Source organism: Roseovarius dicentrarchi, from assembly GCF_003316635.1.
In the GTDB taxonomy this organism is placed as follows: Bacteria; Pseudomonadota; Alphaproteobacteria; order Rhodobacterales; family Rhodobacteraceae; genus Roseovarius; species Roseovarius dicentrarchi.
The window spans coordinates 38198-59012 of sequence record NZ_QNQP01000011.1 but is presented as its reverse complement, the minus strand read 5'-3'; the positions used below and the strand labels follow the sequence as shown (position 1 = coordinate 59012).

At 66.3% G+C, this 20815-nt stretch carries 17 protein-coding genes; 10 read left to right on the top strand and 7 right to left on the bottom strand.

Annotated features, from left to right (window positions below; genetic code table 11):
• Positions 1-39: 39 nt before the first annotated feature.
• Both DQ230_RS09660 and DQ230_RS09655 read right to left on the bottom strand, forming a co-directional pair.
• Positions 40-1425, bottom strand: coding sequence for an aminotransferase family protein (locus tag DQ230_RS09660; protein WP_113912389.1), 1386 nt, complete (start codon positions 1423-1425; stop codon positions 40-42).
• A 143-nt stretch (positions 1426-1568) separates the two neighbouring features.
• Complete coding sequence (locus DQ230_RS09655; protein ID WP_113912388.1) at positions 1569-2165, bottom strand: DUF1285 domain-containing protein; 597 nt, start codon at positions 2163-2165, stop codon at positions 1569-1571.
• 68 nt (positions 2166-2233) lie between these two features.
• Here DQ230_RS09655 and DQ230_RS09650 point away from each other — a divergent pair, with 68 nt between their 5' ends.
• The 4 genes from DQ230_RS09650 to DQ230_RS09635 are packed head-to-tail and all read left to right on the top strand — an operon-like array spanning position 2234 to position 8911.
• Positions 2234-3241, top strand: coding sequence for an AAA family ATPase (locus tag DQ230_RS09650; RefSeq protein ID WP_113912387.1), 1008 nt, complete (start codon positions 2234-2236; stop codon positions 3239-3241).
• Positions 3238-4128, top strand: coding sequence for a DUF58 domain-containing protein (locus tag DQ230_RS09645; protein ID WP_113912386.1), 891 nt, complete (start codon positions 3238-3240; stop codon positions 4126-4128). Before DQ230_RS09650 ends, DQ230_RS09645 begins: the two co-directional genes overlap by 4 nt.
• The gene (locus DQ230_RS09640; RefSeq protein WP_203228040.1) at positions 4125-6872 is read left to right on the top strand and encodes a DUF4159 domain-containing protein; all 2748 of its coding nucleotides are present in this window, start codon (positions 4125-4127) and stop codon (positions 6870-6872) included. Before DQ230_RS09645 ends, DQ230_RS09640 begins: the two co-directional genes overlap by 4 nt.
• Positions 6869-8911, top strand: a complete 2043-nt coding sequence (locus tag DQ230_RS09635) for a hypothetical protein (protein ID WP_113912384.1) — start codon at positions 6869-6871, stop codon at positions 8909-8911. The genes DQ230_RS09640 and DQ230_RS09635 overlap by 4 nt, the downstream gene beginning before the upstream one ends.
• Positions 8912-8969: 58 nt before the next feature.
• Here the strand turns inward: DQ230_RS09635 and DQ230_RS09630 are convergent, their stop codons facing one another.
• On the bottom strand, positions 8970-9485 hold the full coding sequence (locus DQ230_RS09630) for a toxin-activating lysine-acyltransferase (protein WP_113912383.1): 516 nt from the start codon (positions 9483-9485) through the stop codon (positions 8970-8972).
• The gene (locus DQ230_RS09625; RefSeq protein WP_113912382.1) at positions 9482-10432 is read right to left on the bottom strand and encodes a Hint domain-containing protein; all 951 of its coding nucleotides are present in this window, start codon (positions 10430-10432) and stop codon (positions 9482-9484) included. Before DQ230_RS09625 ends, DQ230_RS09630 begins: the two co-directional genes overlap by 4 nt.
• Before the next feature lie 334 nt (positions 10433-10766).
• Between DQ230_RS09625 and DQ230_RS09620 the strand changes: the two genes are divergently transcribed.
• From DQ230_RS09620 to DQ230_RS09595, 6 genes are all read left to right on the top strand, one after another.
• A complete protein-coding gene (locus tag DQ230_RS09620; protein WP_113912381.1) occupies positions 10767-12206 on the top strand; it encodes an FAD-linked oxidase C-terminal domain-containing protein in 1440 nt (479 codons plus the stop codon).
• A 59-nt stretch (positions 12207-12265) separates the two neighbouring features.
• Positions 12266-13387, top strand: a complete 1122-nt coding sequence (locus DQ230_RS09615) for an FAD-binding protein (RefSeq protein ID WP_113912380.1) — start codon at positions 12266-12268, stop codon at positions 13385-13387.
• Complete coding sequence (gene glcF, locus DQ230_RS09610; RefSeq protein ID WP_113912379.1) at positions 13387-14697, top strand: glycolate oxidase subunit GlcF; 1311 nt, start codon at positions 13387-13389, stop codon at positions 14695-14697. Before DQ230_RS09615 ends, glcF begins: the two co-directional genes overlap by 1 nt.
• A 61-nt stretch (positions 14698-14758) precedes the next feature.
• Complete coding sequence (locus DQ230_RS09605) at positions 14759-15565, top strand: trypsin-like serine peptidase (protein ID WP_113912378.1); 807 nt, start codon at positions 14759-14761, stop codon at positions 15563-15565.
• Complete coding sequence (locus DQ230_RS09600) at positions 15562-16359, top strand: trypsin-like serine peptidase (RefSeq protein ID WP_238987482.1); 798 nt, start codon at positions 15562-15564, stop codon at positions 16357-16359. Before DQ230_RS09605 ends, DQ230_RS09600 begins: the two co-directional genes overlap by 4 nt.
• A 138-nt stretch (positions 16360-16497) precedes the next feature.
• Positions 16498-16965: an Hsp20 family protein gene (locus DQ230_RS09595; protein ID WP_113912376.1), complete on the top strand. Its 468-nt coding sequence runs from the start codon at positions 16498-16500 to the stop codon at positions 16963-16965.
• A gap of 84 nt (positions 16966-17049) precedes the next feature.
• Here the strand turns inward: DQ230_RS09595 and DQ230_RS09590 are convergent, their stop codons facing one another.
• The 3 genes from DQ230_RS09590 to DQ230_RS09580 all read right to left on the bottom strand — a co-directional run bounded on the left by DQ230_RS09590 (position 17050) and on the right by DQ230_RS09580 (position 20788).
• Positions 17050-18519: an NAD-dependent succinate-semialdehyde dehydrogenase gene (locus DQ230_RS09590; protein WP_113912375.1), complete on the bottom strand. Its 1470-nt coding sequence runs from the start codon at positions 18517-18519 to the stop codon at positions 17050-17052.
• A gap of 82 nt (positions 18520-18601) precedes the next feature.
• Positions 18602-19714 carry a transporter substrate-binding domain-containing protein gene (locus tag DQ230_RS09585; RefSeq protein WP_113912374.1) on the bottom strand — a complete coding sequence of 371 codons (1113 nt, stop codon included), beginning with the start codon at positions 19712-19714 and terminating at the stop codon, positions 18602-18604.
• A gap of 72 nt (positions 19715-19786) precedes the next feature.
• Positions 19787-20788, bottom strand: coding sequence for a P1 family peptidase (locus DQ230_RS09580; protein ID WP_113912373.1), 1002 nt, complete (start codon positions 20786-20788; stop codon positions 19787-19789).
• Positions 20789-20815 lie beyond the last annotated feature (27 nt).

Below are 20815 nucleotides of genomic sequence, written 5' to 3'. Positions count from 1 at the left end.
ATCCGCCGCGCCTGTGGAGGGCGGCGGATGCGGAGGGGTCTAGCCAAAGACCTTGGTCAGGGCCTTGTCGGTGGCTGTGATCAGCTCGTCGATATCGTCCTTGGTGGCGATCAGCGCGGGCGAGTAGCACAGCGTGTTGTTGAAGCCGGGCAGCGAGCGGTTCGTCATACCGATGATGACGCCCTGCGCCATGCAATCGCCGGTGACGGCGGCGACGGATTTTTCATCCATCGGCTCGCGGGTCGTGCGGTCCTTGACCAGTTCGGCGCCAAGGAACAGGCCCTTGCCGCGCACGTCGCCGATGACCTTGTGCTTGTCCTTCAGCGCGTGCAACTGGTCGAGCATGTAGTCGCCCATCTGAACCGTGTTTTCCAGCAGGCCCTCTTCCTCGATGATGTTCATGTTCTCCAGCGCCGCCGCCGGGCCGGCGGTGCAGCCGCCGAAGGTGGAGATGTCGCGGAAGTAGTTCAGCGGATCGGTGGCGTCGTCCTTGAACATGTCAAAGACGCGCTCGGACGTGACGCAGCAGGCGATGGCGGCATAGCCAGACGCGACGCCCTTGGCCATGGTCACGAAATCCGGTTCGATCCCGTAATGCTGGTAGCCGAACCATGTGCCGGTGCGCCCCAGACCGCAGACCACCTCGTCGATATGCAGCAGGATGTCGTATTTGCGGCAGATTTCCTGCACGCGGGGCCAGTAGCCTTCGGGCGGCACGATCACGCCGCCGCCTGCCGTCACCGGCTCAAGGCAGAGCGCGCCGACGGTGTCGGGGCCTTCGCGCAGGATGACCTCCTCGATGGCGTTGGCCGCCGCCAGCCCGTACTCCTCGCCGGTCAGATCCCATTGCGCGCGATACTCAAGGCAGTGCGGCACTTCGACAAAACCGGGGGTGAAGGGGCCGTATTGCGCGTTGCGCTCGGGCTGGCCGCCGGCCGAGAGGCAGGCAATGGTGGTGCCGTGATAGTCACGCTCGCGGTAGAGGATCTTGTGCTTCTTGCCGCCATAGCGCTTGTGCGCGATCTGGCGGACCATCTTGAACGCCTTCTCGTTCGCCTCCGAGCCGGAGTTGGTGTGATAGACGCGGGTCAGGCCGGGCATCTTCTCGATCAGGCGTTCGGAGAACATGGCGCCGGGGATTGATCCGGCGGAGCCTGCGAAATAGTTCAGCTTGATCAGCTGGTCGCGCACGGCGTTGGCGATGCGCTCGCGCCCGTAGCCGACATTGACCGTCCACACGCCGCCGGAGACACCGTCGAGATGCTCCTTGCCGTGCTGGTCCCAGACGCGCATGCCCTTGCCCTCGACGATGATGCGGGGGTCGGACGTCTCGTAGGGTTTGTGCTGGCTGAGGTGGTGCCAGACATGGGCACGGTCGGCTGCGACGACCTTTTCGATATCATTGTCCAGAAACTTGCCGTCCATGAGAGACCTCCATCGGGTTGCGGCCCGGCGCGATTGCTGCCGGGATAGGGGCATATTCTGGACAGTATATCATCTAACATGGGCGCTTGGCGATAGGTCCAGATGGGTGCGCTGAATAGGTCCAGCTTGCGGGGTGTGCCGCGTCAGGTGGTCGGCAGGTCGGCCGAGGGGATAAGCCCGAAGAATTCGCCGCCCGACCAAAGGCCGAACCAGTCGCCGTGATGTGCGCCGATTTCGACCAGCCGGTAAAAGCTTTTGCGGTCGATCAGCGCTTCAAGATTGGCGCGGACCAGAACATAGGGCGACGGCTCGCCCGTTTCGGCATCGCGCGTCACGCGAATGGGGGCGTCCGGGCCTGCGACGGTGCTGTCGCCAACATTGGTCAGAAAGGTCAGGGTCTGGTCCTTGCCGGTGCCGGCCACCTCGAAATCAATCGCGACAAAGGGGGCGTCGTCCACCGTGATCCCCACCTTTTCAACGGGCGTGACGAGGAAGTAGTCATCGCCATCCTTGCGCAGGATCGTCGAGAAAAGGCGTACCATTTCAGGCCGGCCAATCGGCGTGCCAAGGTAGAACCAGGTGCCGTCCCGCGCGATGCGCATGTCCAGATCGCCGCAGAATTCGGGGTTCCACTTATCGACCGGTGGCAGGCCGCGGCCCTTTTGCGCGGCCCTTGCGGCGGCGGCGATGCCGTCGGCGGACGGGGTGGGTGACGCTGTCGTGATCTTGTTTTCGCTCATTGCTTTTGCCATTTCCGCTATGCGCTATACACTCACGTTCATCATATAGCCCAAGCCGGAGATTTTCCATGACAGATAGCGCCGATCTGGTTGCTGAGATAGATGCGCTGCAAGGGCGGCTGGCCGAGGCGCGCGCACAGGTGGCGCGCCGTTTCATCGGGCAGGAGCGTGTGGTCGATCTGTCGCTGGCCGCATTGCTGAGCGGTGGGCATGGCCTGCTGGTGGGTCTGCCGGGGCTGGGCAAGACGCGGCTGGTGGAGACGCTGGGCGTTGTGATGGGGCTGCGCTCGAACCGGGTGCAGTTCACGCCCGATCTGATGCCGGCCGATATTCTGGGCAGCGAGGTGCTGGAGACGGGCGCCGATGGCAGCCGCGCGTTCAAGTTCATCGAGGGCCCGGTTTTTTGCCAGCTGCTGATGGCGGACGAGATCAACCGTGCCAGCCCGCGCACGCAGTCCGCGCTGCTTCAGGCGATGCAGGAACGGCAGGTGACGGTTGCGGGCCAGAACCGTGCGCTGGAGGCGCCGTTTCACGTTCTGGCCACGCAAAACCCGATCGAGCAGGAGGGCACTTATCCCCTGCCCGAGGCGCAGCTGGACCGATTTTTGGTGCAGATCGACGTGCCATACCCGGATCGCCAGGCCGAGCGGGATATTCTGATGGCCACGACCGGCATTGCCGAGGAGGCGGCGCATGCGGTGTTCACCGCGCCCGAGCTGATTGCGGCGCAGACGCTGCTGCGCCGGATGCCGGTGGGCGAGGGGGTGATGGACATGATCCTGGATCTGGTGCGCGCCCTGCGCCCCGATCAGCCGGGCGCGGCGCAGAGCGTTCAGGACAGTGTCGCTTGGGGCCCCGGCCCGCGTGCGGCGCAGGCGCTGATGCTGACCGTGCGTGCGCGGGCGCTGTTGCAGGGCCGGCTGGCTCCCTCCGCCGAGGATGTGGCCGATATGGCGCAGCCGGTGTTGATTCACCGCATGGCGCTGAACTTTGCCGCGCGGGCGCGGGGCGAAAACGTTGCCGCACTGATATCGGGCACGGTCGCCGGACTGGACCGGACGCGAGCCGCCGCGTGACCCAAGGCGCCCCCTCCGCCACATTGCGCACCCGGTCGGAGGCGGAAGCGGCGCGCCTGCCTGCGCTGCTGGCGCGGGCGCAGCATCTGGCGGGGTCGGTTCTGCTGGGCCAGCATGGGCGCCGGCGGGCGAGGCAGGGCGATGATTTCTGGCAATACCGCCCTGTGCAGGAGGGCGACCAGCGCCGCCAGATCGACTGGCGCCGGTCGGCGCGCAGTGACGCCGAATTTGTGCGCGAGCAGGAATGGCAGATTGCCCAGACGGTGATGATGTGGGTCGATGGCGGAGCCTCGATGCGGTTTTCCAGCGACAGGACCCTGCCGCAAAAGGCCGATCGCGCGCAGCTGATCGCCCTCGCGGCGGCGATCCTGCTGGACCGGGGCGGCGAGCGTGTGGGGCTGAGTGGCCATGCCCTGCCGCCGCGCGGGGGCGCGGCACAAATCGCGCGGCTGGCGGAGATGCTGGCCGAAAGTCCAGCCGGCGCGCAGTCAGACTATTCTGCCCCGGATGCGCGAGGCTTGCCAGCGCACGCGCATGCGCTGTTCATCTCGGATTTTCTGGGCGATCTTGACGGGATCGAGGTGGCGCTGACCGGCGCCGCCGATCGCGGTGTCCGCGGCGTCGTGATGCAGGTTCTCGACCCGGCGGAAGAGGCGTTCCCCTATCGCGGGCGCGCGATATTCGACTCAATCGGTGGCACGCTGGCGCATGAGACGCTGAAGGCGGACGATCTGCGCGATCGCTACCTGTCCCGGCTGGCCGCGCGCAAGGACGCGCTGCGCCGCCTGTGCGCCGTGACCGGGTGGCAGTATTATTGCCACCATACCAGCGCCTCCGCGCAATCCGCGCTGCTGTGGCTGCATGGCGCGCTGGGGGCGGGGCGATGATGATCGGCGCGCTTGGATTTACGGCGCCTTGGCTGCTGGCCGCGCTGGCGCTGCTGCCTTTTTTGTGGGTGCTGTTGCGCGCGGTGCCGCCCGCGCCGGTGCGGCGGCGGTTTCCGGGCGTCGCGCTGCTGCTGGGCCTGCGCGACGAGGACAGCGCGGCCGATCGCACGCCGTGGTGGCTGCTGCTGCTGCGGATGCTGGCGATGGCCGCCGTGATCGTCGCGATGGCCGGGCCGGTGCTGAACCCGCAAGGCAAAGGCGAGGCGCGCGGCACTGGCAACCTGATGATCCTGCTGGACGGCAGCTGGGCCAGCGCGCGCGACTGGCAGGGCGCGGTTGATCTGCTGGATACCGCCCTGGCCGAGGCGGGGCGCGATGGCCGGCCTGTCGCGCTGATGCGCCTGACCGATCCACAGCCGCCGGAATTTCAGGCCGCAGACGCCTGGCGCAGCCGGCTGGCGGGTCTTGAGCCATCTGCCTGGACGCCCACGCCGCAAATGATGGCGCGGGCTACTGGCCTGCTGCCACAGGGCGATTTCGACACGATGTGGCTGTCGGACGGGCTGGCCCATGACGGGCGCGCCGCATTGCTGGCCGCGCTGGAGGCGCGCGGCGCGGTTGCTGTTCATCAGACGGATACTCCGCTTTTGGCGCTGATGCCGCCCGTTTCAGCCGATGGCGCGCTGGAATTGACCGCGCAGCGCCCGGCCCCCGGCCCGGCGCGGGAGGTGGCCGTCCTTGCGCGTGGGCGCGATCCGTCCGGCACGCCGCGTGTGCTGGCCACGCTGCCGCTGACCTTTGGCGCGGGCGACATGCAGGCCACCGCCGCGCTTGTCCTGCCGGGCGAGTTGCGCGCGCGTCTCAGCCGGTTCGAGATTGCCGGGCAGGGCCATGCCGGCGCGGTCGCGCTGACCGATGACAGCCTGCGGCGGCGCGAGGTTGCGCTGATCGCCGGCCGCGACGGGCGCGAGGGGCTGGAGCTGCTTTCGCCGCTGCATTACCTGGAACGCGCGCTGGCGCCCAATGCCGATCTGATGAGCGGCGCGTTGATGGATATTTTGCCCGCCAATCCGGATGTGATCGCGCTGGCCGATGTTGCGACCCTGTCGGAGGCCGAGCAAGCCGCCCTGCTGGACTGGACAGATGCGGGCGGCATGCTGCTGCGGTTTGCCGGTCCGCGCCTTGCCGCCAGCGACGTGTCGCGCAGTGCCGAGGATGCGCTGATGCCGGTGCGCCTGCGGCAGGGCGGGCGCAGTGTGGGCGGCGCGATGAGCTGGGGACAGCCCAAGGTTCTGGCCCCGTTTGACGAGGATAGCCCCTTTGCCGGGCTGGCCATCCCGGCCGATGTCACGGTCAGCAGTCAGGTCATGGCGCAGCCCGACCCGACGCTGGCCGCCCGCGTGATCGCGCAGCTGGGCGACGGCACGCCGCTGGTCACGCGCAAGCGAATCGGGCAGGGGCAAGTCGTTCTGTTTCACGTCACCGCCAACGCGGAATGGAGCACGCTGCCCCTGTCGGGCCTTTTCGTGCAGATGCTGGAGCGGCTGGCGATTTCGTCGGGCGCCGCCGCGCCCGCGGCCGAGGATCTGGCCGGGACCACGTGGCAGGCCGTGCAGGTGCTGGACGGGTTCGGCGCCCTGCGCGACGCAGGCACGCTGCCCGGTGTGGCGGGGGAGGATCTGCTGACTGCCGCGCTTGGCCCGGATCTGCGTCCCGGCGTTTATGAGGGCGACGCGCGGCGCATTGCGCGTTCGGCTTTGGGAACGGGCGAGGTGCTGGCCCCCGCGATCTGGCCTGCGGGAACGGATGTGCAAGGTCTGGACCGCGTGGCCGAAACCCCGCTGAAGGGCTGGTTGTTGGCGGCGGCGCTGCTGCTGCTGAGCGTGGATGTGATCGCGTCACTCTCGCTGTCGGGGCGGCTATTGCCGCTGCGCGCAGCCGCTGTTTTTGGCGTGCTGCTGCTGGTGCCGGACCCGTCCGGCGCGCAGGGCCGCCCGCCCGAGGCGCTGGCCGATGAGGTGACGCTGGCGCATGTGCTGACCGGGGACGCAGGCTTGGACGATCTGGCCCATGCCGGGCTGCGCGGATTGGGCGAGACGCTGTTTTTCCGCACCACGGTAGAACCTGCCGCGCCGCAGGGTGTGAACCTTGAGACAGACGAACTGGCGTTTTTCCCGCTGCTCTACTGGCCGATCACGGACGCGCAGCCGACCCCGTCAGACGCGGCCTATGCCAAGCTGAACACCTATCTGCGCAGCGGCGGCCTGATCCTGTTCGACACGCGCGACGCCGATATCGCAGGTTTTGGCGCCGCATCCGAAAACGGCGCGCGGCTGCAACGGCTGGCCGCGCCGCTGGACATCCCGCCGCTGGAGCCTGTGCCGGGCGATCATGTCCTGACGCGCGCGTTTTATCTGCTACAGGATTTTCCGGGCCGCTATGCGGGCCGCCCCGTCTGGGTCGAAGCGGCGCCGACAGGCGCCGAGCAGGCGCCTGGCATGCCGTTTCGCGATCTGAACGACGGTGTGACGCCGGTCGTGATCGGCGGCAATGACTGGGCCGCCGCGTGGGCGCGGGACGAAAGCGGCGCGCCGATGCGCCCGGTCGGGCGCGGCTACGCGGGCGAGCGGCAGCGCGAGATGGCGCATCGCTTTGGCGTCAATCTGGTGATGCATGTGCTGACCGGCAATTACAAATCCGATCAGGTGCATGTGCCGGCGCTGCTGGACAGGCTGGGACAATGACGGGCAGCATCATATTTGATCCGGTCCTGCCGGTGTGGATCGTCGCCTGCCTTGGCGGCGCGGCGCTGGCGGTGCTGGCGCTGACAGCTTGGCGGGGGCTGTCGGGCTGGGCTCTGCGCGGGCTGGGCGCAGCGGTGATACTGGCGGCGCTGATGGGTCCGACCCTCAGCCGGGAGGACCGCGAGGATCTGACCGATATCGCGATCATCGTCGAGGATGCCAGCGCCAGTCAGATGCTGGGGGACCGTCCGGAAATGACGCGCCGGGCGGCGGATGCGCTGGAGGCGCGGCTGGCCGCGCGCGGCGTCGAAGTGCGGCGCGCGCAGGTGGTGGACGGCGCCGATGACAGCGGCACGCAACTGATGACCGCACTGGCCGAGGCTTTGGCGACCGAACCGCAGGGCCGCATCGCGGGGATGTTCCTGCTCAGCGACGGGCGCCTGCATGATCTGGCGCGCGCGCCGACCCTGCCCGCGCCGCTGCACCTGCTGCACACGGGCCGCAAGGCCGATTGGGACCGGCGCCTGATCGTCGAGGGCGCCCCGGCCTTTGCCATTCTGGACGAGGAAATCACGCTGACCTTGCGCATCGAGGATAGCGGCGCCGCGCCGGGCGCCTCCGAGGTGCCGCTGGATATCTCCATCGACGGAGACGCGCCGCAGCGCTTTACCGTGCCAGTGGGGCGCCCGATCGAGTTGCCGCTGGCCTTGCCGCATGGCGGGCGCAACGTGCTGGAATTCACCACCCCCGAGGGGGAGGGCGAGCTGACCGGGCGCAACAATACCGCGCTGGTGCAGATCAACGGCGTGCGCGACCGGCTGCGCGTCCTGCTGGTATCGGGCGAGCCGCATGCAGGCGGGCGCACATGGCGCAACCTGCTGAAATCGGACAGCTCTGTCGATTTGGTGCATTTCACCATCCTGCGCCCGCCCGAAAAGCAGGACGGCATCCCGGTGGAGGAACTGAGCCTGATCGCCGTTCCGACCCGCGAGCTGTTCCTGGAGAAGATCGACGATTTCGATCTGATCATTTTCGACCGCTACAAACGGCGCGGCATTCTGCCCGCGCTCTATCTGGAAAACGTGGTGGAATATGTAAACAAGGGCGGCGCGGTGCTGTTCGCGGCGGGGCCGGATTTTGCTGGCGCAAACAGCCTGTATCGCTCGCCGCTTGAGGCGATTGTGCCGGCACGGCCCACCGCGCGCGTGGTCGATCAGGCCTATCTGCCTGCCATCACCGACCTGGGAGGCAAGCACCCCGTGACAGCAGGTCTGGCGTCGCTGCATGACGGCCCGTGGGGGCGCTGGCTGCGCCAGATCGAGGTGGAGGCGCCCAAAGGAGACGTGCTGATGTCCGGTGCGGGGGACCGCCCGTTATTGATGCTGAACCGCGTTGGCGAGGGGCGCGTGTCGCTGCTCGCGTCCGATCATGCGTGGCTGTGGAATCGCGGATATGAGGGAGGCGGCCCGCAGCTGGAACTGCTGCGCCGCCTTGCCCACTGGATGATGAAAGAGCCGGAACTGGAAGAGGAGGCGCTGTGGGCCGAGGCGACAGGCCAGCGGATGCGTATCATCCGCCGGTCGCTGGAGGCGGGCGCGGAGGACGTGCAGATCACGGCGCCTGACGGCAGCGAGGTCACGCTGCCACTGGAGGAGGTCGCGCCGGGACGGTTCGAGGCGCAGTATGACGGCCCGCAAATCGGCCTCTACCGGCTGGTCAGCGGCGCGCAGAGCGCCGTGATCGGCCTTGGCCCCGCGGCGCCGGTGGAGTTCGAGCGCACCATTGCCAGCGGCGATGCGCTGGCGCCGCTGATCGCGGGCGCAAACGGCGGCATCACCGCGGTCGAGGACGGTGTACCTGCAATCCGCGCCGTGCGTGAAGGGCGTCCGGCCGCCGGTCGCGGCTGGCTGGGGATCACGCCGCGCGGCGCGTATGTGACGCAAAGCGTGACGCAAACCGCGCTGCTGCCCGCGTGGCTGGTGCTGTTGCTGATTGCGGGATTGGTTACAGCGGCGTGGTTGCGCGAAGGGCGGCGATAGCGCGGCAGAGTTTTCTGCGAAAACTCTGATCAAAAATCCGTACGGATTTTTGGGTGCCTCATTCGGAGGTCAGGAAATCGGCATCCGTCAGAATGCGCGCCTTGTCATCGGGGCGGCTGAAATCGATGTTCACGATGCGCCGGGTGGTGTTGTCGCGCCCCACGCGGCGAAAGTTGAAGGATCCGTCGGTGAACTGGCCCGGCACCATGACCCATCTGGTGATGCCGGCTGCCAGACCCTTGTAGGGTGCGATCATGTCAATCAGCCACAACCGGTCGCCTGACTGCCAGTCGGGCGGATCCAGCAGCGCGCCCGAGACATATTTCCGTTCGACCTCCGCGCTCATCCAGGCCCAGGTGATCAGGCCCCTTGGAACATCGTCGAAGCGAAATGTCCGGTACTGGCCCAGCTCGATCGGCGGCTCGAAGGCGGAGCGCAGGTTTGCCACATTCATCCGGGCGTGCCAGCGGCTGCGGAAGGCCAGAAACATGAAATCGCCGTAGGTGCGCAGTTTGTTGGCGCCGGGCATTTCGATCTGGGGCAGTTCCTGGCCGTTTGTATCGGTCCCGCTCACAACAGCGCGTCCTGTTTCAGCACCACCGCATCGCCTGGCCGGACCGAACGGCGCGCGGCGGCGCCGAAACTGCCCCCGTCCGACAGGATGTCGGGAAAGATCGCGCGCAGTTCCGTCACGATCGCGGGGTTCAGTTCGTCCAGCACATAATCGCCGGGGAAAAAGCTTTCGGTGGGGGCGCCGTTCGTCAGCATGATTTCGTGACGGTCGAACATGACGTGAAAATACTCCACATCCTCGACATCGTGAGCAATGCGGATGTCGCTGTCATTGACCAGACTTTTCGCCGGGACCAGAATTTCGCGCTGACCGAAATACAGCTCGGCCTTCCAGCCGGTCACCAGAACGCGGTGCTGCGGCGACACCAGCAGATCCTGTGACGGGCTGCCCGGCCCAAGCGACCCGGCAGCAAGCCGGATCGGGCGCAGTTCTGGTGCAAGGTCCAGATCGGCGGCGCCGAGACTGCGCGAGCCGATCCATCGCACCGGCTGGTAGCCCGAATCCAGCGTCCGGACGCGCATGCCCGGTTCCAGATCCTCGACGGCGACATCGCCGTTTTTGGTCTGGATCATCGTGCCGCGCTGCACGCAGATCGCGATGTTGATGATGACCTGATCGACATCAGGACGCGCGCCGCCTTTGCCGCGCACGCTGAAGCTGATCGTCTGGTCGGTTCCCGAATTGATGACCGCCTGCTTGTCGATGACAAAGGTAAACTTGCCTGACGTGTTGTTAACAGTAAGCGTTCCATAGGCGGAGGTGTTGAGCCCGTAAAAAACATATCCACCGGGTGCCTCGCCCTCGCCAATGCGATCACCGTTATCGTCCAGACTGAAATCGCCGGTGACGGAGGCGTCGGCCAGCGTCAAATCTGCAACCCAGGTGTCGTAGCCATCGCCGTCTGCGTCGTAAAAGTTGCCGGTAACTTCACTGATATTGTATGACATATGCCTGTTGCCGCTGAATGCGGCCCTCAAAGATTTTTTACTGCTCCCCCTGTCAGCAATCTTGACCAGAATCCCATGCTTTGCGCATTTTCGGGAATTGCTAACAATTAGTTACTATCGGGTAAATAGTCCGGTGAAACAAGGTTCAAACTGGCAGCGCGCGCTTTTGTGTCCGGAAGCTGCGTGATCGATGCATCGTCGCATATCACCATGGGGCTGCCTGCAAGGTGTTGTGTTTGCCGGTCCGCACCAAAGAGCGCGGTAGCTGCCGGAATGCGCGCCGCTTGTGCAGGGCGGGCGGTTTGGCTACCGTTGCGCGGTAGGAGGATGGCCGATGGAAATGCCGTTGCCCGATGCCGGTACGCTGGCGCGCAAGTCTGATATCGTGGCGCGCCTGACCGCCGCCTTGCCGCCCGGAACCGTCATTTCAGACGTGGCGGAAACGCGTGCATATGAATGCGACGCGCTCAGCGCCTATCGCTGCGCGCCGCTGGCTGTTGCACTGCCGCGCACGACTGCCGAGGTGGCGACGGTGCTGCGCCTGTGCCATGACATGCGCGTGCCTGTTGTGCCGCGCGGGGCCGGCACATCCCTGGCCGGGGGATCCCTGCCCACTGCGGACAGTGTCGTGCTGGGGGTCGCGCGGCTGAACGCGGTGCTTGAGACGGACCTGCCCAACCGCACCATCCGCGTCGGATCGGGCCGCACGAACCTGAGCGTGACCGGCGCGGTCGAGGCGGACGGGTTTTTCTACGCACCCGACCCCAGCAGCCAGCTGGCCTGCGCCATTGCGGGCAATATCGCGATGAATTCGGGCGGGGCGCATTGCCTGAAATACGGCGTGACCACCAACAACCTGTTGGGCGTGACCATGGTGACGATGGATGGCACCGTGCATGAGATCGGCGGCGCCTATCTGGACGCCGGCGGTCTGGACCTGCTGGCGCTGATCTGCGGCAGCGAGGGGCAGCTGGGCGTGGTGACCGAGGCGACATTGCGCATCCTGCCCAAGCCCGAGGGCGCGCGCCCGGTGCTGATCGGCTATGACAGCTCCGAAGTGGCGGGCGCCTGCGTGTCCGACATCATCAAGGCGGGCGTTCTGCCCGTCGCCATCGAGTTCATGGACCGCCCCTGCATCGAGGCGACCGAGGCATTCGCCCATGCCGGATACCCCGATTGCGAGGCACTGCTGATTGTCGAGGTCGAGGGCAGCCCGGCGGAGATTGATGAACAGCTTGCGATCATTCTGGAGATCGCGCGCCGCCACGATCCTGTCGAGCTGCGCGAAAGCGCATCGGCAGAGGAGTCTGCGCGGATCTGGCTGGGGCGCAAATCGGCGTTCGGGGCGATGGGGCAGATGGGCGATTACATGTGTCTGGACGGGACGATCCCGGTCAGCCAGCTGCCGTTCGTCCTGCGCCGCATCGGCGAATTGTCGGTGCAATTCGGGCTGAAAGTGGGCAATGTGTTTCATGCCGGGGATGGCAACATGCATCCGCTGATCATCTATGACGCCAACACACCCGGCCAGCAGGAGAAATGCGAGGCCTTGGGCGCCGAGATTCTGAAGCTGTGCGTCGAGGTTGGCGGATGCCTGACGGGCGAGCATGGGGTCGGCATCGAGAAGCGTGATTTGATGGATTACCAGTTCGCGCCCGAGGATCTGGACATGCAGATGGCCGTCAAGGACGTTTTCGATCCCGGCTGGCTGCTGAACCCGGCAAAGGTGTTTCCGCTGGCGGCAAGTGCCGTGCGGCGGATGGCTGCGCAATGAGGGCCGGGGCCGGCGTTTGTGGCGCGTGTTTTTTGGATATTTAAGGCAAGAAGAAAGTGATGCGTCCGGACACAGAACAGGAGCTTGCGCAGATGGTGATCGGGGCGACCGGGCCGCTGCGCATCGTCGGCGGCGGCACGCGCAGTTTTGGCGTGGCGCAGGGCGAGGTGCTGTCGACCGCCGGGCTGAGCGGCGTGACGCTGTACGAGCCGGGGGCGCTGACGCTGGTGGTGCAGGCCGGTACGCCGCTGGCCGAGGTCGAGGCGCTGCTGGCGGGCGAGGGGCAGGCGCTGCCGTTCGAGCCGATGGATCATCGCGTGATATTGGGCACGCAAGGCACGCCGACGATGGGCGGGATGGTGGCGGCGAATGTATCGGGGCCGCGCCGGATATCTGTCGGGGCGTGCCGTGATTTTCTGCTGGGCGTGCGCTTTGTCGACGGCGCGGGGCGCGTGTTGAAGAATGGCGGGCGCGTGATGAAGAACGTCACCGGCTATGATCTGGCGCGGCTTCTGGCCGGCAGTCACGGCACGCTGGGCGTTTTGACCGAAGTGTCGCTGAAGGTGCTGCCGGTTGCGCGCGCATCCGTGACGCTGGTGCTGGACGGGCTTGAGCCGGTGCGCGCTGTTCAGGCGCTGTCGCGCGCGCTGGGATCGCCCTATGAGGTGTCGGGTGCGGCGCATGTGGCCGCAGGGCAGGCGCGCACGCTGATCCGGTTGGAAGGGTTCGCGGCCTCGGTCCGCTACCGGGCGGAGCGGCTGTGTGCCGCGCTGGCCGAGTTCGGCGACTGGCAGGTGGTGCCCGAGGCGGCAGATATCTGGCGCGATGTGCGCGACGTGTCCGCGCTGGCGGGGGCCGGCGATATCTGGCGCGTGTCGTGCCGTCCGTCCGATGCGCCGGGGCTGGCGGCGCGGGTGCCGGGCAGTGACGCGGTGTTTGATTGGGGCGGCGGGCTGATCTGGCTGCGCGCGGCGCCGGGCACGGATGTCCGCGCGGCGCTGGGCGCGTTTGACGGCCATGCAACGCTGATACGGGCGGCGCCGGATGTGAAGGCGCGGCTGGGGGTTTTCCCCCAGTCTGCTGCGCCGCTTGCGGCGATCGAGGCGGGGCTGCGCGCGCGGTTCGATCCGCGCGGGGTTTTCAATGCGGGGCTGATGGCGCCCGCGGGCGGGGTGATCTGATGCAGACCCATTTCACGCCCGAGCAACTGGCCGATCCCGACATTGCCCGCTCGAACGAGATTCTGCGCGCCTGTGTGCATTGCGGGTTCTGCACAGCGACCTGCCCGACCTATCAGATCCTTGGCGATGAGCTGGACAGCCCAAGGGGCCGGATTTATCTGATCAAGGACATGCTGGAAAATGAGCGCGTGCCGGACGCCAAGACCGTTCTGCATATCGACCGCTGCCTGTCGTGCCTTGCCTGCATGACCACCTGCCCCTCGGGCGTGCATTACATGCATCTGGTCGACCACGCCCGCGCCTATATCGAAGAGCGGTACAAGCGGCCCTTGAGCGACCGGGCGCTGCGCTGGGTTCTGGCGCGCATCCTGCCCTATCCGATGCGGTTCCGTCTGGCGCTGCTGGGCGCCAAGGCGGCGCGCCCGTTTGCGCGGCTGATGCCCGATGCGCGGCTGCGCGCCATGCTGGAGATGGCACCAAAGCAGATCCCCCCGGTCAGCCGCAATGACGACCCGCAAAGCTTTCCCCCCGCCGGGCCGCGGCGCAGGCGGGTGGCGCTGATGACGGGCTGCGCGCAGAAAGCGCTGAACACCGATATCAACGATGCCACCATTCGCCTGCTGACCCGGCTGGGCTGCGAGGTGGTGGTGGCCAAGGGCGCCGGATGTTGCGGCGCATTGGTGCATCATATGGGCAAGACTGGCGAGAGCCACGCGGCGGCGGCCACCAACATCCGGGCCTGGAGCGCCGAGATGAACGAAGGCGGGCTGGATGCGATTGTCATCAACACCTCGGGCTGTGGCACCACCGTGAAGGATTACGGCCATATCTTTCGGGATGATGCGCTGGCCGTGGATGCCGAGCGGGTTTCGGCACGCACGATGGATATCACCGAATTGCTGGCCGAACTGGACTTGCCTGCGGGCCCGCCGAAAGGGCTGCGCGTTGCCTATCACGCCGCCTGTTCGCTGCAACATGGCCAGCAGATCAAGACCGCGCCAAAGGATTTGCTGCGCCGCGCCGGATTCGACGTGGTGGAGCCTGCCGACAGCCATCTGTGCTGCGGCTCTGCCGGGACATATAACCTGATGCAGCCGGTCATTTCGCGCCAGTTGAAAGAGCGCAAAGTGCAAACGCTGGAGGCGCGCGCGCCCGATGTCATCGCGGCAGGTAACATTGGCTGCATGATGCAGATCGGCAGCGGCACGGATGTGCCGGTCGTGCATACCGCCGAGCTGCTGGACTGGGCCACGGGCGGGCCGGTGCCGGCCGCATTGGCCGGGCGCGTGGCTGCCGTGCGGAACGCCTAAATTTTGCCTCAAAGCGCGCGTAGATCGGGCGCAAGCAGATTTCTGAACATCGGAGACATTCATGCTGCGCCATCTGACTATGGCCCTGATACTGGCTCTGACGGGAACGGCCGCATATTCGCAGGAGACCGGGCTGAGGCGGCTTGATACCGGCGATGACGGGCGCGGCTGGGAGGCGGTGGGCCGGCTGGATCTGGCCGGCAGCGGATTTTGCACCGGGGCGCTGATCGCGCCGGATCTGGTGCTGACAGCGGCGCATTGCCTGTTTGACAAGGCGACAGGCGCGCGACTGAATGATGAAAAGATCGAATTTCTGGCGGGATGGCGCAATGGCCGCGCCTCGGCCTATCGGTGGGTGCGGCGGGCGGTGGTGCATCCGTCCTACGCCCCCGGCGGTGATGTCGCGGCCGAGCGTGTGCGCAACGATGTCGCATTGCTGGAGCTGCGCCACCCCATTCGCAATGCCCGCGTTGTGCCATTTGGCACGGATAAACGGCCCCGCACGGGGAACCGCGTCGGCATCGTCAGCTATGCCAAGGGCCGCTCCGATGCGCCATCCTTGCAAGAGGTTTGCGATGTGATCGCCAATCAGGCAGGCGTGCTGGTGATGTCATGTGACGTGGATTACGGCAGTTCCGGCTCGCCCATATTCACCTTTGACGGCGGCACGCCGCGCGTGGTGTCGGTGGTGTCTGCCATGGCAGAGGTGGACGGGCAGAAGGTGTCGCTGGGCACCCAGCTGGAAGTGCCGCTTGAGGTGTTGCGCGCGGCACTTGCATCGGGCGGCGGGCTGCGCGCGGGAACCGGCACACAGATGACGGCCGTAGGGGTGCCACGCCAGACCGGCGCCAAATTCGCAAGGCCGTGAGGGCGCGTGCCGCCTCCCTTATGGCCGCGCTGATCTGCGCGGTGGTGGGGGCGCCCTTGGCGGCGGGCGGGCTGATCCGGCTGACGGACCGGGACGATCTGTTCGGCTGGGAGGCGGTGGGCCGGCTTGATCTGGGACTGGACGGGTATTGTACCGGCGCGTTGATTGCGCCCGATCTGGTGCTGACGGCGGCACATTGCGTTTATGATGGCGACGGTGCTGCGATATCCGTGCAGGCGATGACATTTCGCGCCGGGCTGCGCGACGGCGCGTTCATTTCGCAAAGCGGGATCGCGCAGGTGGCGGCGCATCCGGGCTATGTGCCGGGCCGCGATCTGACCGGCGATATGGTGCGCCACGATGCTGCCTTGCTGAAATTGTCCCAGCCTATCCCGGCGGCCGTTGCCAGCCCGTATATGCTGGCCGGTGAGGGGCAGGCGGGCCTGCGGGTCAGCGTTCTGTCCTATGGGCGCGGCCGCGATGCGGCGCTGTCATGGCAGCGCGATTGCGCGGTGACCGGCGCGGGGCAGGGCGTGATGAAATTTGACTGCGACGTGACTTTCGGCTCCTCCGGGGCGCCGGTTTTCGTTCGCTCGGCGGGCGGGAATGCGCGCATCGTGTCGCTGATTTCCTCGGGCGGCGGCGATGCCGCATACGGGATGCAACTGCCGGAGATTGTGAACGATCTGAAGCGGGCGCTGCGGGCCGCGCCCCGCATCGCGCCGGCGGCGCCGCGAAGGATGCAGGTGGGGCAGGGCCACAATGCGGGCGGTGCGAAATTTGAAAAACCCTGAGCGGTCTGGCGGGTCTTGAAACCACCCGAACACCTACCCAAATTAGCAGAGCCGGACGCCGCAAGGGTCCGTGCAACCCCCCGCCTGTCCCATGAGGGAAGGCATTACCTATCGTTATCGCTCAATGGAGGATGACCCATGCGAAACTTTGATCTGGCCCCGCTGTACCGGGCCACTGTCGGCTTTGACCAGATTGCGGACATGATGGACCGCGTTCTGACCAGTGATGTCACGCAGCCGACCTACCCACCCTATAATATTGAAAAGATCGCCGATGACGGCTGGCGTATTTCCATTGCCGTGGCCGGATTTGCCGAAGATGACCTGTCGGTCGAGCTGCGCGATGGTGCGCTGATCGTGTCGGCCCAGAAGGCCGATGACGGGGCAGAGCGGACGTATCTGCACCGCGGCATTGCTACCCGCGCGTTCGAGCGGCGCTTCCAGCTGGCGGATCATGTGCGCGTGACCGGCGCAAGCCATGCCGACGGCATGCTGCACATCGATCTGGTGCGCGAAGTGCCCGAGGCGCTGAAGCCGCGCCGCATCGCGATCGAGGCGCGCGGCGCCGGTGACGCGAACGGCTTGGACGCCAAATCAGTGAACTAGGACAAAGACGCCCCGCCGGATGACCGGCGGGGCGTTTGATTTTCTTCGCGAAGAAAATCAGGTCAGAAAATTCTGCGAATTTTCTCAGACCGACATGCAGATGTATTTCATTTCCAGATAATCTTCGATGCCGTGATGGCTGCCCTCGCGGCCAAGGCCGGACTGCTTGACGCCGCCGAACGGGGCGACCTCGGTGGAAATGATGCCGGTGTTGACGCCGACGATGCCATATTCCAGCGCCTCGGCCACCTTGTAGACGCGGCTCAGATCCTTGGCGTAGAAATAGCTGGCAAGGCCAAAGATCGTGTCGTTTGCCATGGCGATCACGTCATCGACGGTGTCGAACTTGAACAGCGGCGCGAGCGGGCCGAATGTCTCGTCCGTGGCGAACTGCATGTCCTGGGTGGCGCCGGTAATGATGGTTGGCGGCAGGAAATGCCCCTCGCGCTGGGCCGGCTCGCCGCCGCCCAGAATGACGGTGCCGCCCTTGGATTTGGCGTCGGCAACGTGTTCCTGCACCTTGGTGATCGCGTCGGCGTTGATGAGCGGACCGAGGGTGACGCCCTCTTCCAGACCATCGCCCATCTTCAGCTTTTCGGTCGCTGCCTTCAGCTTTTCGGCGAAGGCATCGTAGACGCCGGCCTGCACGTAGATGCGGTTGGCGCAAACGCAAGTCTGGCCGTTGTTGCGGAACTTGCACATGATGGCGCCCTCGACGGCGGCATCCAGATCGGCGTCGTCGAAGACGATGAAAGGCGCGTTGCCGCCCAGCTCCATCGAGCATTTCATCACCTGATCGGCGGCCTGCTTCAACAGGATGCGGCCCACCTCGGTCGAGCCGGTGAAGGTCAGCTTGCGGACGGCGGGGTTTTCGCAGAATTCCTTGCCGATGTCGGAGGACCGCGACGAGGTGACGATGTTGAACACGCCCGCCGGGATGCCCGCACGTTCGGCCAGCACGCCCATGGCGGTGGCGCTGAGCGGGGTTTCCTTGGCCGGGCGGCCGACAAAGGCGCAGCCGGCGGCCAGTGCGGGCGCGGCCTTGCGGGTGATCATCGCGTTGGGGAAGTTCCACGGCGTGATCGAGGCGGCAACGCCGATGGGCTGCTTGATGACCGTGATGCGCTTGTCGCGCTGGTGGCCGGGGATCGTCTCGCCGTAGACGCGCTTGGCCTCTTCGGCGAAAAACTCGATGAAGGAGGCGCCGTAGGCGACCTCGCCCTTGGCCTCGGCCAGTGGTTTGCCCTGTTCGGCGGTCAGGATGATGCCCAGATCGTCCTGATGCTCCATCATCAGGTCGAACCATTTGCGCATCACATTCGCGCGCTCCTTGCCGGTCCATTTGGCCCATTCTTTTTGCGCCTTCTCGGCGGCGGCGATGGCATCTGCCACCTGATCGCGGCTGAGGTCGGCAACCTGCGCGATGACATCGCCGCGCGCGGGGTTTGTCACGTCAAAGGTTGCGTCGCCGCTGACCCATTCGCCGTTCACATAGGATTTGTCCGCCAGCAGGCCGGGATCCTTGAGCAGGGATTTCAGATCTGTCGTGCTCATGTCATGCATCCTTTCGGGTTGATTTTGCGCCGAGCAAAAGCAGTTTGTGCTGCTTTTGTCCAGATATGCCGCAGCGCGCCGGTCAGTTATTGCCCAGATAGCGGGACTGTACGCGCGTCCAGTCGTCACTGCGCAGATAGGTCAGCAGCGCGCGGTTCATCGGCTCGCGCAGCGGGGATTCGGTGGGCAGGGCAATGCCGTAATCCTGTCGGCCTATGGCGTCCTCAAGGATCATCACCGCCCCCTCATACTGTTGAAGGGCCACATATTGCAGCAGCGGTTTATCGTAGACGAACGCGCCCAGCTTGCCGTCCAGCAGGGCATCCAGCCCGTCGGATAGCCGATCGAAATGCGCGATACGAATACCGCGTGCGGCCATTTCATCGGCGCCGGTGGTGCCGCGCACCACGCCGACGCGGTAATTTTTCAGGTCCGTCACGCTTTGAACCGCCGTGCCAAGGCTGCCGACGGTCAGCGATGCGGCAATGGCGGCGGTAAAGCTGGCCACGATCAGCATCGCTGTCAGCATCCAGATCAGTCCGACAATACGCCCGCCCAGCGTTTCGGGGGCCTTGTCGCCATAGCCGACGGTGGTCATGGTCACTGCGGCCCACCAGAAACCATCGCCCAGCCCGCGTGCCGGGTCTTTGGGGAACTGGTCGTTATGGCCCCGCTCGAACGCCCAGACGGCGGCGCCGGCGACCAGCAGAACACCTGACAGCGTGGCGATGACGACAGCGAACTGCCAGGTGAAGAGGTTGCGCACCACCTGAAACCAGTCGGTCCCGGCCTCGGGATCGACGGCGATGCCAAGGCCGGTGGTGTAATAGGGAAAGGTGAAGTCCAGCCTCGCCTCGCGCGCCGGAGTGATGGTGATGGCGGCGGCAGCGGCGTCAACTTCGCCGGTCTCCACTGCGTCCAGCATCCCTTGGAGCGTATCCTCGCGCCATTCCACCGTGCGGCCCAGATCGGCGGCGATGGCGGTGACCGCGTCGATGGCAATGCCCGTCCACGCGTCGTTCGCCCCGATAAAGGCAAAGGGCGGCGCCGATTTGGTCGCGATGACCAGCGGGCCGGTTTCCGGCGCGGTATCTGGCGTATCGGCCTGCTGCGCCGTGACGGGCATGGCGGCGATGAGCAGGGCGATGATAAGGGCGAGTGCGCGGAAGGGGCCGCTTGTCTTGAAATGGGGCAAGGCGGTTTGCCTTTCTTTTGGGACTGGAACCGGCGCTTTATCGGGATTTGAGGCCACAGGCGCAAGGGGCGGCTACGTGCCGAACCGCTGGATCCAGCAGGGCGTGACATCGCCGGGGACGGGGCGGGCCAGATAGACCGCCCGCGCAATGGCCCGTGTCAGGCAATTCGCAGCCGCATGGCCCAGCAGCAGCATGTCCCGCTCGGGACGCGCCATGGCACGCGCGGCGGTGCTGGCGGCAAAGACCAGATCGCCGTCCATCGGCGTGTGCGATGGCAAGAGGGCGCGCGCCATGCCATCATGCGCCGCCGTTGCCATGCGGGTGCATTGCGCCTGTGTCAGCGCGGCATCGGTGGCGACAATGGCGATGGTGGTATTGCCGCCGTCGCCCATTTTGGTTGGTGGCAAATGCACCTCGCCAAAGGTTTGCGCGGGACCAAGGCCGCCGAATTCGCGGCCCATCTCGAACGGGGCGGCCCAGAAATGCGGGCCCCCTGCCACCGTGGCCGACCCCAGCGCATTGACCGCGACCAGCGCGCCCACGGTATAGCCCCCCGGTAACCGGACGGAGGCAGAGCCAAGCCCCCCTTTCAGCGTCGCCGTCAGCGCACCGGTTCCCGCGCCTGTGCTGCCCAGATCAAACTGCGGCCCGGCGCCGGCCAGTGCCGCCGCGCCCAGATCGCGGTAGGGGTTCCGGTCCCACGCCTTGTCCCCGCCGTTCAGCAGATCGAACAGGATCGCGGCGGGCACGATCGGCACGCGCACGTCCCCCACAGCATAGCCGCGCCCCGCCGCACGCAGCGCGTCCGCCACCCCCGATGCGGCATCCAGCCCGAAGGCCGATCCGCCCGACAGCACCAGCGCATCCACCTGTTGCACGGTGCGGTCGGGGGCCAGCAGATCCGTCTCGCGCGTGCCGGGCGCGCCGCCCATGACATGCACGCCTGCGGTAAACGGCGCGCCCGCCGTCAGCACGGTCACGCCCGATTTCAGGGTTGCATCGCTGGCGTTTCCAACGCGCAGCCCCGGCACATCGGTGATCAGGTTCAGCGGGCCTGTGCGGGCGTTTGTCATTGTCGGGCCTTTCTGCGTGCGTGAAAA